This window comes from Streptomyces sp. NPDC004327 (assembly GCF_042873935.1).
Lineage (GTDB): Bacteria > Actinomycetota > Actinomycetes > Streptomycetales > Streptomycetaceae > Streptomyces.
Map to the genome: position 1 here is coordinate 455,772 of NZ_JBIAME010000001.1, position 13,116 is coordinate 468,887.

10 protein-coding genes are annotated in these 13,116 nt (G+C 72.1%); 7 read left to right on the forward strand and 3 right to left on the reverse strand.

What is annotated here, in order from left to right; translation table 11 throughout:
• Nucleotides 1–29: 29 nt before the first annotated feature.
• Nucleotides 30–734 (forward strand): L-ribulose-5-phosphate 4-epimerase AraD, encoded by a 705-nt coding sequence (gene araD, locus ACFYU9_RS01970; RefSeq protein WP_389209959.1) that lies wholly within the window; start codon nucleotides 30–32, stop codon nucleotides 732–734.
• A gap of 26 nt (nucleotides 735–760) precedes the next feature.
• On the opposite strand, the gene ACFYU9_RS01975 is transcribed toward araD, so the two are convergent.
• Both ACFYU9_RS01975 and ACFYU9_RS01980 read right to left on the reverse strand, forming a co-directional pair.
• Nucleotides 761–3,319 carry a GH32 C-terminal domain-containing protein gene (locus ACFYU9_RS01975; protein WP_389341457.1) on the reverse strand — a complete coding sequence of 853 codons (2,559 nt, stop codon included), beginning with the start codon at nucleotides 3,317–3,319 and terminating at the stop codon, nucleotides 761–763.
• A 154-nt stretch (nucleotides 3,320–3,473) separates the two neighbouring features.
• The gene (locus ACFYU9_RS01980) at nucleotides 3,474–4,445 is read right to left on the reverse strand and encodes a carbohydrate kinase (protein WP_389341460.1); all 972 of its coding nucleotides are present in this window, start codon (nucleotides 4,443–4,445) and stop codon (nucleotides 3,474–3,476) included.
• A 179-nt stretch (nucleotides 4,446–4,624) separates the two neighbouring features.
• Between ACFYU9_RS01980 and ACFYU9_RS01985 the strand changes: the two genes are divergently transcribed.
• From ACFYU9_RS01985 to ACFYU9_RS02010, 6 genes are all read left to right on the forward strand, one after another.
• Nucleotides 4,625–5,635, forward strand: coding sequence for a sugar ABC transporter substrate-binding protein (locus ACFYU9_RS01985; protein WP_389341463.1), 1,011 nt, complete (start codon nucleotides 4,625–4,627; stop codon nucleotides 5,633–5,635).
• 116 nt (nucleotides 5,636–5,751) lie between these two features.
• Entirely contained in the window at nucleotides 5,752–6,747 is a 996-nt protein-coding gene (locus tag ACFYU9_RS01990) for an ABC transporter permease (RefSeq protein ID WP_389341466.1), read from the forward strand.
• Nucleotides 6,744–7,577 carry an ATP-binding cassette domain-containing protein gene (locus ACFYU9_RS01995; protein ID WP_389209968.1) on the forward strand — a complete coding sequence of 278 codons (834 nt, stop codon included), beginning with the start codon at nucleotides 6,744–6,746 and terminating at the stop codon, nucleotides 7,575–7,577. The genes ACFYU9_RS01990 and ACFYU9_RS01995 overlap by 4 nt, the downstream gene beginning before the upstream one ends.
• A 109-nt stretch (nucleotides 7,578–7,686) precedes the next feature.
• Nucleotides 7,687–8,718, forward strand: coding sequence for a LacI family DNA-binding transcriptional regulator (locus tag ACFYU9_RS02000; RefSeq protein ID WP_389209970.1), 1,032 nt, complete (start codon nucleotides 7,687–7,689; stop codon nucleotides 8,716–8,718).
• An 871-nt stretch (nucleotides 8,719–9,589) separates the two neighbouring features.
• Nucleotides 9,590–10,252, forward strand: coding sequence for a deoxynucleoside kinase (locus ACFYU9_RS02005; protein WP_389209972.1), 663 nt, complete (start codon nucleotides 9,590–9,592; stop codon nucleotides 10,250–10,252).
• A gap of 194 nt (nucleotides 10,253–10,446) precedes the next feature.
• Nucleotides 10,447–10,671: a hypothetical protein gene (locus ACFYU9_RS02010; protein ID WP_389209974.1), complete on the forward strand. Its 225-nt coding sequence runs from the start codon at nucleotides 10,447–10,449 to the stop codon at nucleotides 10,669–10,671.
• 33 nt (nucleotides 10,672–10,704) lie between these two features.
• Here ACFYU9_RS02010 and ACFYU9_RS02015 read toward each other — a convergent pair whose 3' ends face one another.
• Complete coding sequence (locus ACFYU9_RS02015; RefSeq protein WP_389342941.1) at nucleotides 10,705–12,939, reverse strand: heavy metal translocating P-type ATPase; 2,235 nt, start codon at nucleotides 12,937–12,939, stop codon at nucleotides 10,705–10,707.
• Nucleotides 12,940–13,116: the final 177 nt, after the last annotated feature.

Sequence of the window (13,116 nt, forward strand, 5' to 3'; positions counted from 1 at the left end):
CCTCCCCTCCCACCAGGACGGAGTCCTCCGTGAGCACGACCGTTTCCAAGGAGCTGCGCCGAGAGGTACTGGAGGCCAACCTCCGCATCCCCCGAGCCGGCCTCGCCACCCTCACCTGGGGCAACGTGAGCGGTGTGGACCGGCAGGCCGGCGTCTTCGTCATCAAGCCTTCGGGCGTGGCCTACGACGTGCTGAGCGAGGAGGACCTGGTCGTCGTCTCCCTGTCCGACGGCAGTGTCGTGGAAGGCCACCTGCGACCGTCCACCGACACGGAGACGCACCGCAGTCTCTACCTGGCCTTCCCCTCCATCGGAGGCGTGACCCACACGCACTCCACCCACGCCGTCGCCTTCGCCCAGGCCCGGCGTCCCATACCGGTGCTCGGCACGACCCACGCGGACACGTTCAACGGTCCCGTACCCGTCACCGCGGTCCTCACCCCCCAGCAGTGCGCCACGGACTACGAGTACAACACCGGTCAGGTCATCGTGGACCTGCTGGGCCGTGACGACACCCGGGCGAAGGAAGTCCCCGGCGCCCTGGTCGCCCACCACGGCCCCTTCACCTGGGGCATCGACGCCACCACGTCCCTGGAGCACGCCGTCATCTGCGAGGCGGTGGCCGAGATGGCCCTCCACACCATCGCCCTGGGCACGGTCGAACCCCCGCGACACGTCCTGGACCGCCACTTCACCCGCAAGCACGGCCCGGATGCCTACTACGGCAACTCCTGAGGTGATGGGCCGCCATACGCGTGTGGTCAGTCGCGGTACGAACGCATCTGCCAGACCTTGGCGCTGTCCAGGCGGGCGGAGCCGCCTTCGGCGAAGAGCCGGATTCCCTCGCTGTCCGGGCCGGGGAAGATCTGGTCCGTGATGACGGCTTCGCCGTCGCCGCCGAACACCTCGACGGAGGACCAGTCGACCAGGACGCGGAGCTCGACCTTGCCGTTCCGGGCGGTCAGCGGCGCGTGCTGGACGCCGGGGAAGTCGTCGTGGAAGTCCACCGCGCCCGACCGCGTCCGGTCGACGTACAGCTCCTGGGTCCCGATGTCGTAGCCGATGACGGTCTCCTGGCCTTCGCCCGTGCGCACCTTGAACCCGAAACGTTCTGCGTCACCGAGGGTGAACGTGGCCCGGATGTCGAGCGCCTTGCCGTCGGCACGGCCGCCCGCCAGCGGTACGGAGCCTTCCGCGACCTTCACACCGCGCACGCCGACCGCGGTTCCGGCGTGCAGCGACTCGATCGTGGACACGGGCTGCTGCGCGAGCCGGAGCTGGCCGTTCACGGTGCGCAGCGCCATCTCCCGGGGAACGCTCTGCGCGCTGCGCCAGGGCGAGGTCGGGATGTCGTTGCCGTACTGCCAGTTGTTCATCCAGCCGATCATGCGGCGCCTGCCGTCCGGGGACCCTTCCCAGGAGACGGCCGCGTAGTAGTCCTTGCCGTGGTCGAGCCAGTTGGCCCGCCGGACGCTCGGGGTCGCCGGCCGGTCGGCGGCGACGAAGTGGTCCGCCAGGATGTGGCCCCAGCCGCCCCGGTTCATGTCGACGATCTGGACGACGGCCTGCCTGCCCCGGTAAGCGCGCAGGTCGAAGGACGCCCAGTCCAGGCTGCCGCTGTTCCCGCCGGTCTCGCTCCGGACCACCTCGCCGTCGATGAGGAGATCGACCGCCGTCTCGGTGGAGCGGGGCCGTGCCGGGGTGTCGGACAGCATGACCCGGTCGAGCAGGATGTGGCCCCAGTCGCCGGTGTTCTGGTCGACGACCTCGATGTGCGCGGTCCGGCCGGCGAGGTCGCCGACGTCCCAGGAGGCCCAGTTGAGCTCTTCGGAGTCGGTGCCGGTGGCGCTGCGTACGGTCTTGCCGTCGACGACGAGCCGGACGGCGGTGGGCGAGCCGGATCCGGAGGGGTGGTGGCCGCCGCCGATGAGGAAGTTGATGTGCCGCGCGGTGAGGGTGAACTCGGGCGAGGTGAGGGTACCCGTGGTCCCGTCGCCGTCGACGAAGCTGTTCACCAGGCCGTCGCCGTGCTGGCCGGTGACCGGGCTCTGCCCGGGGAGCGTTCCGTGTGCGGGGCCGTTGCCGAAGGCGGTGCCGGTGGCGGTCCAGGAGCCGTAGCCGTCCTGCTCGAAGTCGGCGAGAACCTCTCCCGCGGGCGCGGGGGAGTCGCCCGTCACCGAGCCGGGCACGTGCGGGTGACGGCCGCCGGCCACCTTGAAGTTGAGGTAGTCGCTGTCGACGGTGAAGGGCGGTGAGGTGAGGGTGCCGGTCTCCTCGTCGGAGTGGTGGAAGCTGTCGACGAGGCCCCTGCCCTCGAAGCCGCTCGTGCCCGAGGTGCCGGGCGCCGGTGCCGGGACCGGCCCGTCGCCGAAGGCCGTACCGGCCGTCCGCCACGTGCCGTAGTCGGCCCCCTCGAAGTCCTGCGTCACCACTCCGGGCGGAGGCGTGTACGAGCCGTCGTCGTCGGCCGTGAAGCGCTCGCCGTCGAAGTCGCCCACGAAGTACTGGGCGGCCGAACCGCCGGCGATGCCGCCGGGGTTGATGTTGACGACGAGCACCCACTTGACGCGCTTGGGGTCGCCGTCGACGGGCAGCGGGAACAGGTCCGGGCACTCCCAGACGCCGCCGACCGCGTTCCGCGGGCCGAAGTCGCTCAGGTGCTTCCAGCTCTTGAGGTCCTTGGAGGAGTAGAACCGGACCCTGTGCTCGGCGGACAGCGACACCGTCATCAGCCAGCTCCTGGTGGGTGCGTACCACTGGACCTTGGGGTCGCGGAAGTCCTTCGACCCGATGTCGAGCACGGGGTTCCCGGCGTACTTGGTCCAGGTGCGGCCGCGGTCGGTGCTGTACGCCAAGGACTGGGCCTGCTTGCCGCCGTCCTTGAAGTGGCTGGTGTAGACGGCCACCATCGCGGGGTTCTCCTCGGTCCCGAAGCCCGTGGTGTTGTCGCGGTCGACGACGGCGCTGCCGGAGAAGACCATCTCCTCGTCGTCGTGCGGGATGGCGAGGGGGAGTTCCCGCCAGTGCACCAGATCCTTGCTGACGGCGTGGCCCCAGGACATGTTGCCCCAGGTGTTTCCGCTCGGGTTGTACTGGTAGAAGAGGTGGTACTCGCCCTGGAACCAGACCAGTCCGTTGGGGTCGTTCATCCAGTTCTTCGCGGGGCTGAAGTGGAACTGGGGGCGGTACGCCTCCGTGTACGGCCGGCCGGCCTCCGCCGCCGCCCGAGGGGCGGCGGAGGTGACGGCGAGCGCGCAGGTCGCGGCCGCGGCGGCGACGAGGCGGAGCGGGACACGGCGGCGCGCGGGGGCTCGGCTCATGGTTTTCTCCTGCACTGGGTGCGGCCCGGAAATCGGGTGTCATCGATGACATGTGACAGCGATGACACCCGATGCGGAGTGATGATGTGCGGGTTCCGGGCGGCCCGTCAATGGCCCGGCCCGAGTTCGTTCGGGCCACCTGCCCGGCCGCCGTTCAGCGGGCGGCGCGTCCGGCCACGGGTGCCGGCGGCCTCAACTGCGCGGCCCACGGCGGGTTCGGGCCGGCGACGCCGCAGGTCAGCGCCGCCACCTGGGAGGCGAAAGCGCAGGCGTCGAAGACGTCGTCGACCCGAAGCTCCGTCAGACGTCCACCGAGGAGTCCCTTGGCGCCGAGATGGTGCAGAAGCCCCGCGGTGAAGGAGTCGCCGGCCCCGACGGTGTCGACCACGTCGGTCGGCGGCGACGGCACGACGACCCGCTCGCCGTCCAGCGAGGCGACCGCGCCGCGATCCCCGCGGGTGATCACGACCAGCGGGACGCCCGCCGCGTGCCAGACGTCGCAGGCTCGCTCGATCGTGTGGGCGGGCAGCAGCAGTTCCAGGTCGTCCTCGCTCAGCCGGAGTATGTCCGCGAGCGCGCACCAGCGCGGCAGGTGTTCGCGGTAGACCTCCGACCCGACCAGCAGCGGCCGGACGTTGGGGTCGACGGAGACCGTGGCCGTGGCGGAGGCGCGGCCGAGGAACTCCTCCACGACCGCGGCGCCGGGCTCGCGCACCAGGGCCAGGGAGCCCGAGTGCAGGCAGGCCGTGGAGGCGAGGTCCGTCGCGGCGAGTTCGTCCGCCGTCCACTGCCAGTCCGCGGTGCCCTGGGCGTGGAAGGAGTACGAGGCCTGGCCCCGTCCGTCGAGTTCGGCGACGGCCAGCGTGCTGGGCTCGGGTGCGCGCACGGCGGCCGTGAGATCGACACCCGAGGACTCCAGGTGGGCGCGGAACAGCCGGCCGAAGACGTCGTCGGACAGCCGCCCCAGGAAACGGGCCGGTGTGCCCAACCGGGCGAGTGCCACGGCGGTGTTCGCCGGGCCGCCGCCCGGCAGGACCCGCAAGGAGAGCTCGCCCGGCGCGGGTGCGGGGACGGTGAAGGCGTCCGCGACGCATTCTCCGAGGACGGTGACCAGAGGCAGGCGCATGACTCGTTCTCTCCAGGCAGGCGTGTGCGGCGGGGCGGACGGCGTTGCGGCTGTGTGACGACGCCAAGGCATTGACGTTTCCGGGTGACGGAGTTCATCATCCTCCGCAAGCAGTGTCAACGATGACAGGTGTCATCGTTGACACCCTCTCTCCGCCCTCGTCCAGCAGGAGTTCAGTCATGCCTCGCAGAAACCGCACCCTCCGCGCCTCCCTCGGATTCACCGCTCTCGCCGCCGTATCGGCGCTGACCCTGACGGCCTGCGGCTCCGGTGCGCAGGGCGGATCCGGCGGCGGAACCAAGGTCGGGCTGATCACCAAGACGGACACGAACCCGTTCTTCGTGAAGATGAAGGAGGGCGCCGAGCGGGCCGCGAAGGAGAACGGTGTCGAACTCGTCAGCGCGGCCGGCAAGTTCGACGGCGACAACGCGGGCCAGGTCACCGCCATCGAGAACATGGTCAACTCCGGTGTGAAGGGCATCCTCATCACGCCCAACGACTCCAAGGCGATCGTCCCCGCCCTGGAGAAGGCACGCGCCAAGGGCATCCTGGTCATCGCGCTCGACAGCCCGACCGAGCCGCAGGACGCCACCGACGCCCTCTTCGCCACCGACAACGTCAAGGCGGGCGAGCTCATCGGCCGCTACGCCAAGGCCGCCATGGCCGGCAAGGAGGCGAGGATCGCCACCCTGGACCTCGCGCCCGGCGTCGCGGTGGGCGTGCAGCGCCACCAGGGCTTCCTCAAGGGCTTCGGCGTCGCGGAGGGCGACCCGTCGGTCGTGTGCAGGCAGGACACCGGCGGCGACCAGGCCAAGGGCCAGACGGCCCTGGAGAACTGCCTCCAGAAGGCCCCGGACATCAACGTCGTGTACACCATCAACGAGCCGGCGGCACTGGGCGCTTACACCGCGCTCAAGGCGAAGGGCCTGGAGAAGAAGGTGCTGGTCGTCTCCGTCGACGGAGGCTGTACCGGTACGAAGGCCGTCAAGGAAGGCAAGATCGCGGCGACCTCGCAGCAGTACCCGCTCGAAATGGCGTCCCAGGGCGTCAAGGCGGTCGCCGCCTTCGCCAAGGGCGGCAAGAAGGTCTCCGGCTACACCGACACCGGCGTCACGCTCGTCACCGACGCGGCCAAGCCGGGTGTCGACGCCAAGGACACCGCGTACGGCCTGGAGAAGTGCTGGGGCTGAGCCCCGGGCGCCGGGGCGCGCCGCGAACCCGGATGCCTCCCCCGGCGCACAGCCCTCCGGCGCGTACCCCTGACGCACCTCGCTCCGCCGCCCATCGACCACCGGCAAGGACCACCATGACTGCCACTTCGCTGCCCTACGACCAGCTGAAAGGACCGAGCACGGTCCGCCGGCTGCTCGCCACACCGACCACGGGCCCACTCGTCGCCCTGCTGCTGGCCTGCGTCTTCTTCTCCCTGACGAGCGAGCAGTTCCTCTCCGGCGGCAACTTCTCGCTGATCGTCCAGCAGGTCATGGTCGTCGGCACGCTGGCCATCGGCCAGACCCTGATCATCCTCACCGCCGGCATCGACCTCTCGTGCGGTGCCGTCATGGCGTTCGGCAGCATCGTCATCGCCAAGACGGCCGCCGGGGGCGGCCTGCCATCACTCGTCGCGATCGCTCTCGGTCTGGCCGTCAGTGCGGCCTTCGGCCTGGTCAACGGCCTGCTGGTGCAGCTGATCCCGCTCCCGCCGTTCATCGTCACCCTCGGCATGCTGAACGTGGCGTTCGCCCTGACCCACGTCTACTCGGCCGAGCAGACGATCACGGACCTCCCGGCGCCGCTCACCGCCCTCGGCGAGACCTTCCCCCTGGGCAACACCGACATCACCTACGGCTCGCTCGTGACGATCGCCCTGTTCCTGCTCTTCGCGTACGCGCTGAGCGGCACGTCCTGGGGCCGGCACGTGTACGCGCTCGGCAACAGCCCGGAGGCCGCCCGCCTCAACGGCATCCGGACCTCCCGGCTGACGATCGGCCTCTACACCCTGGCCGGAGCCGTCTACGGGATCGCCGCGCTGCTCCTGATCTCCCGCACCGGCGTCGGCGACCCGCAGGCCGGCCAGACCGACAACCTGGACAGCATCACCGCCGTCGTCCTCGGCGGCACCAGTCTCTTCGGCGGGCGCGGCTCCGTCCTCGGCACCTTCATCGGCGTCCTCATCGTCGGGGTGTTCCGCAACGGCCTCCAGCTCATGGGCGTCGCCTCCATCTACCAGACCCTGATCACCGGTGTGCTGGTGATCCTGGCCGTGACCGTCGACCAGATCTCCCGGAGGAAGGCACGATGACCACCGCCGATGTCACCCCCGTGCTCCAGGCCCGCGGCCTGGTCAAGCGGTACGGCCATGTCACCGCCATCGACGGCGCCGACTTCGACCTGCTGCCCGGCGAGGTCCTCGCCGTCATCGGCGACAACGGCGCCGGCAAGACCAGCCTGATCAAGGCCCTCACCGGTGCGCTCACCCCCGACGAGGGCGAGATCCGGCTGAACGGCGAACCCATCCGGTTCACCGGGCCGCAGAGCGCCCGGCAGCACGGCATCGAGACCGTGTACCAGGATCTGGCCGTCGCGGCCTCCATGGACATCGCCTCCAACATGTTCCTCGGCCGCGAGCTGCGCCGGCCCGGCTTCCTCGGCAGCGCGCTGCGCATGCTCGACAAGAAGCGCATGCGCGACGAGGCAGCGGCCCACATGGCCGACCTCAAGATCGGACTCCGGTCGTTGACGCAGCCGGTGGAGACACTCTCCGGCGGTCAGCGCCAGGCCGTGGCGGTCGCGCGGTCCGTCGCCTGGGCATCGAGCGTCGTCGTCATGGACGAGCCCACCGCCGCGCTGGGCGTCAAGGAGTCGGGGCAGGTCCTGGACCTGATCCGCCGGGTCCGTGACAAGGGCATGCCCGTGGTGCTGATCAGCCACAACATGCCGCACGTCTTCGAGATCGCCGACCGCATCCACATCCACCGGCTCGGCCGCCGCGAGGCGCTGATCAAGCCGTCCGACCATTCCATGGCGGAGGTCGTCGCCATCATGACGGGGGCGCTCAGGGTGAGCGACGATGGAGGTACGGTCGTTGCCGACGCGGATGCCGCCGAGGCGGCAGGCGTGTCCGCCCACTGAGTCGCCGCGGGGCAACGCCGCGCGGACCACAGGGTCGCCGCACACTCAGGACAGCGGGCCCGGCCCCGGGCAGGGGCCGGGCCCGACGAACGTACAGGAACGGTGGTACATGGCTGCGAACCGCCGCCCCACACTGGCCGATGTCGCCAGGGAAGTGGGCGTCAGCGCCAAGACGGTGTCCCGGGTGCTCAACGAGGACGGGCCGAGTTCCCCGGAGACCCGCGCGCGGGTGCTGGCCGCGGTCGCGAAGCTCGGCTTCCAGCCGAACCTGATGGCCCGCAACATCCGCGTCGGCGGCCCCGACACCACCGTCGGCCTGGTCGTGCCCGACCTCGGCAACCCCTTCTTCGGCACCGTCGCCGGCGGCATAGAAGACATCGTGCGCAGCCGGGGGCTCACCCTGCTCATGGGCTCGTCGGCCGAAGACCCGGACCGGGAACGGGAACTGATCCAGACCTTCCTCGCCCGGCGCGTCAGCATGCTGATGGTCGTCCCCGCGTTCGGAGCCGATCACAGCCACCTCAAGGGACCGCGCGCGGCCGGTCTGCCGGTGGTGTTCCTCGACCGGCCCGGAGTCGGACTGTCCGCCGACTGCGTCGTCAGCTCCAACCAGGCCGGCGTCCACGAGGGCGTCTCCCACCTCATCGCCCGCGGGCACCGCCGGATCGGCTTCATCGGAGACCTTCCCGCCAAGCTCTACACCCGGCGCGAGCGCCTCGCCGGCTACCGCTCGGCGCTCACCGAGGCCGGCCTGCCCCACGACCGGAGCCTGGTCACCGGAGCCCACAGCCAGGACGAGGCCGCCGCCGAGACCACCGCACTGCTGAACCTGCCGAACCCGCCCACCGCCCTGTTCGCGGCGAACAACATGACGGCCCTCGGAGTCATCGCCCAGCTCACCCGCGCGGGACGCCGGGACATCGCCCTGGTCACCTTCGACGACCTCCCGCTCGCCGACGTCCTCGAACCGGCCCTGACCGTCGTGGCCCAGGACCCGGCGGCCATCGGCGAGGCGGCGGCCAGGACCGCCCTCGCCCGCCTCGACGGCGACCGCACCCGCGCCCGGACCCTCATGGTCCCCACCCGCCTGGTCGTCCGCGGCTCCAGCGAACTCCCTCCCTGCCAAGCCGCTCGGCAGTGAAGCGGGACGGACCCAGATCGCGGTCGGCGGCGGCGACACCGCCGGTGGCCCAGCTGTGCGGCAGGGCGTTGTGCGCCGCGTGCGCCTGCGTTGGCCATCACCATGCGGCGGCCGGTGGCATCGACCTCCGCAAGCGCCCCTCCGGGTCCCGGTGCGGGTGAACCGTGCGGTCAGGGAGGGTAGTTCGCTCAGATCGCGGACGGATCACCGGCCGGAGCGACGCGGCGTGGGCCGGCTGGGTCGGGAGCACCCCGGCCGCGCGTGTGAGAAGAGCCGACCCCAGTGCCCCGGCGCTGCCGGGGAAGCGCCGGGAACGCGGGCGCCCGGAGGCGCTGGTACCGGCACGGGGACGGGTACGCGTGGGTGCGGGCACCGGGCACCGGGCACCGGGCGCGGGGTGCGGGGTGCGGGTGCGGGTACGGATGCGGGCGTGGGCGCCGGGTACGGGTCGGGAAGGCGGCGGCCGGGAAGCCGACGGTGTCGCTTCGTCCTTGGCTTCGCCCTCGCCGCCGGCCGCGTGGGGCCGCGCGGGGGCATCCACCCGACGGCCGGTCCCCCCCCGCCGGCCACGGCGCCCCCTCCCGCCTTCGGCGGGTGGCCGTACTCCGTCTCCCGGGCGCCCTCGTCCTCCCCGCCCTCGCCAGGACCGACGCAGGTCAGCGGTCATCTATGCTTCTGAGCGGCCGCGAGGCGATGGCTTGTTCCGGGACCGGCCGGGGATGACGGTCCGCGTCGGGGCTCGGCCCGGGCGGGGGGCCACGTGACATCGATCATGAAGATCCTGGGAAATCAGGTGACCGCCGCAACGTGCCAGGGCGCTGGGGGTGGCCCGGCTCTCGCCGTGAACAGAAGTCCCAGGGAGAAGTGAGGTATGGCAGTGATCTGCGTCGGAGGCATGATCGGGATCGGCAAGACGAGCGTGGCCGAGCTGCTCGCGAAGGAGCTCGGCAGCGACGTCTTCTACGAGAGCGTGGACGACAACCCGATCCTGCCGCTCTTCTACACGGCGAGCCCCGAGGAGATCCAGGCCAAGCGCTACCCCTTCCTGCTCCAGCTGTACTTCCTGCAGACGCGGTTCGCGGCGATCAAGGAGGCGTACAAGCAGGGCGACAACGTCCTCGACCGGTCCATCTACGAGGACTGGTACTTCGCCAAGGTCAATCACGACCTGGGCCGCATCAGCTCCCTCGAGATGCAGGTGTACGAGGGCCTGCTGAACGAGATGATGCGCGAGATCGACTCCCTGCCGTACCGCAAGGCGCCCGACCTCATGGTCTACCTCAAGGCGGACTTCGCGACCGTGCTCAAGCGCATCGGGATGCGCGGCCGTGACTTCGAGCAGGACGAGGCCCTCGTCGAGTACTACCGCACGCTGTGGTCCGGTTACGACGACTGGGTGCACAAGCACTACTCGGCCAGTGAGGTGCTCGTCATCGACATGAACCACACCGACGTGGTGCACAACCCCGAGGACGCGGTCCGCGTGGCGCAGGAGGTCAAGGACGCCCTGGCCGCCGCCAGGGCCCGCGCCTGAGGGTTCCGCGGGCTCGGGGAGCGGGCGGAACGAGGCGGCCCGGGACGTCGCGCGCGGTCGTGCGCGACGTCCTCCTGGTTCCCGGAGACGATGGTGGTTTTCCTCACCTTTGGGGTTGGTTTGGGCGGGAATGCCCGCTGGGCAGTGTCGATGTGCCCGAACGACCACGAACCCCGAGAGGTGAGGTGGCGCACATGCCCGACACGACTCCGGATCCGATCGCGACCTTCTGCGGCAACTGCGACTGCGGGTGCCCGCAGCTCTTCGTGGACGCGGACGCGCCCGCGGAACGGCGCGTCCGCATCACCGACGACTTCGGCCAGCGGGTGCAGATGAGCGAGGAACAGTTCGCCGACCTCGTCGCGCAGGCCAAGGCCGGCGCGCTGGACCGCTTCGCGGCCGCCCCGGCATCCCCCTGAGGACACCGTCCGCCGGTGGGCGCGGTGCGCGCGTCACCGCGCCCGGCGGCGGGCCGCGGGCCAGGGGTGCCAGGTCCGCAGGCGCAGGCTGTTGCCGACCACCAGCAGGGAACTCGCCGACATCGCGGCGGCGGCCACCATCGGATTGAGCAGGCCCGCCATGGCCAGGGGCACGGTCACCGCGTTGTAGCCGAACGCCCAGATCAGGTTGACGCGGATCGTGGACAGGGTGCGCCGGGCGAGGCGTACGGCATCGGCCAGGGCCTCGACGCCGGCGCGCACCAGCGTCACGTCCGCCGCGCCGATGGCGGCGTCCGTCCCGTCGGCCAGGGCGATGCCGATGTCGGCGGCGGCGAGCGCGGCCGCGTCGTTCACGCCGTCGCCGACGACCGCGACCCGGTGCCCCCGTTCCCTCAGCGACCGGACCAGGGCCGCCTTCTCCTCTGGGGCGCAGCGGGCGTGCACCTCGTCGATGCCCAGCTCCGCGGCCACCGCCCGCGCGGGGCCCTCGGCGTCCCCGGTCGCGAGCACCGGACGCACGCCGAGGCGGCGGAGCGCGTCCACCGCCCGGTAGCTTCCCGGGCGCACGGTGTCGCCGAGCTCGATCAGAGCCATGGCCGCCCCGTCGACGCGGACCAGGACAGGGGTACGGGCGTTCGCGCCGGCCGAGGCGAGCGCGGCGGCGAGAGCGGCGGGCAGCTCGTCGCCGTGAGGCGGGGCACCGACCTCCACGAGCCGGCCCTCGACCCGGCCCCGGGCTCCGCGTCCCGGCAGGGCACGGAAACCGGTGACGCCCGGCAGCGCCGGCAGCGCCGGCAGGGCCGCACGGCGCTCGGCATGGGCGGCGATCGCCCGGGCCAGGGGATGCTCCGAGCCCCGCTCGACGGCCCCGGCGAGCCGCAGGACCGCCTCCTGGTCGAGTCCGCCGGGCGCGGCCGTGATCCGGACGACGCTCATGCGGCCGGAGGTCAGGGTGCCCGTCTTGTCGAGGACGACCGTGTCGACGTGCCGCAGGCCCTCCAGCGCCCGGGGGCCGCCGACCAGCACGCCGAGCCGCGCGCCCCGGCCGGTCGCGGCCATCAGCGCCGTCGGCGTCGCCAGGCCCAGCGCGCACGGGCAGGCGACGACGAGGACGGCCACGCAGGCCGTGATCGCCGCCTGGGCGCCACCGCCCGTACCGCTCGCGCCGCCGAGCCGGAAGCCGAGGGTGCCGACGGCCAGGGCCAGGATCACGGGGACGAAGACCCCGGCGACCCGGTCGGCGAGCCGCTGGGCCCGCGCCTTGCCGGCCTGCGCGTCGGCCACCAGGCGGGCGATGCGGGCGAGGCGGGTGGCGGAGCCGACCGCCGTGGCCCGTACGAGCAGCAGGCCGCCGACGTTCACCGACCCGCCCACCACGGCCGCCCCAGGTCCGACGTCGACCGGCTCGCTCTCCCCGGTGATCAGCGAGAGGTCGACCGCCGAGCCGCCCTCCACCACCTCGCCGTCGGTCGCGATCCGCTCGCCGGGGCGCACCACGAACTCCTGCCCGGGACGCAACCGCTCCAGGGGGACCGGGCGTTCTTGTCCTCCTTCGCGGACCGACACGTCCTTGACGCCGAGTCGGGCGAGCGAGCGCAGAGCCGCTCCCGTCCCGTGCCGGGCCCGCCCTTCCAGGAACCTGCCCGCCCACACGAACAGCGGTACGCCGACGGCCGCTTCGAGATAGACGTGCGCCATGCCGTCGGATGCCGCCGGGAGCAGGGTGAACGGCATCCGCGCCTCCGGCTCCCCGGCGCCGCCGAGGAACAGCGCGTACGTGGACCAGGCGAACGAGGCCACCACACCCAGCGACACCAGTGTGTCCATGGTCGACGCCGCGTGCCGCAGCCCGCGCAGCGCCCGGGCGTGGAACGGCCACGCCCCCCACACCGCGACCGGTGCCGCCAGCGCGAAGCACAGCCACTGCCAGTGGCGGAACTGCAACGCGGGCACCATGGACAGGACCAGCACCGGCAGCGCCAACAGCGCGGTGACCAGCAGGCGTTCGCCCTCGCGCACGGCCGGCGCGGTGGGAGCCTCGTCCGGCTCGGAGCGCTGAGGGGCGGAAGGCCCGGGCAGCGTGGCGGTGCAGCCGGCCTTCTCGACCGCGGCGACGAGCTCCGCCACCGGGACCGACGCGGGGTGCCGGACGCGGGCCCGTCCCGTCGCCAGGTTGACGGCGGCCGTGACCCCCGCCAGCCGGGACAGCCTCTTCTCGACGCGGTTGACGCACGCGGCGCACGTCATGCCGCCGACGACCAGGTCCGTCGTCTGCAGGGCTCGCGCCGTTCCGGCCGTCACCGGTGCTCACCCCCGTGGACGTGCTCCGGCACCCGAGGGGCGTCCGCCGGCGAGGGGCGGTCCTCCCGACCGACCGGCCCGACGGCCGCACCGAGCGCGTACGAGCCGGCGAAGACCAGCGCC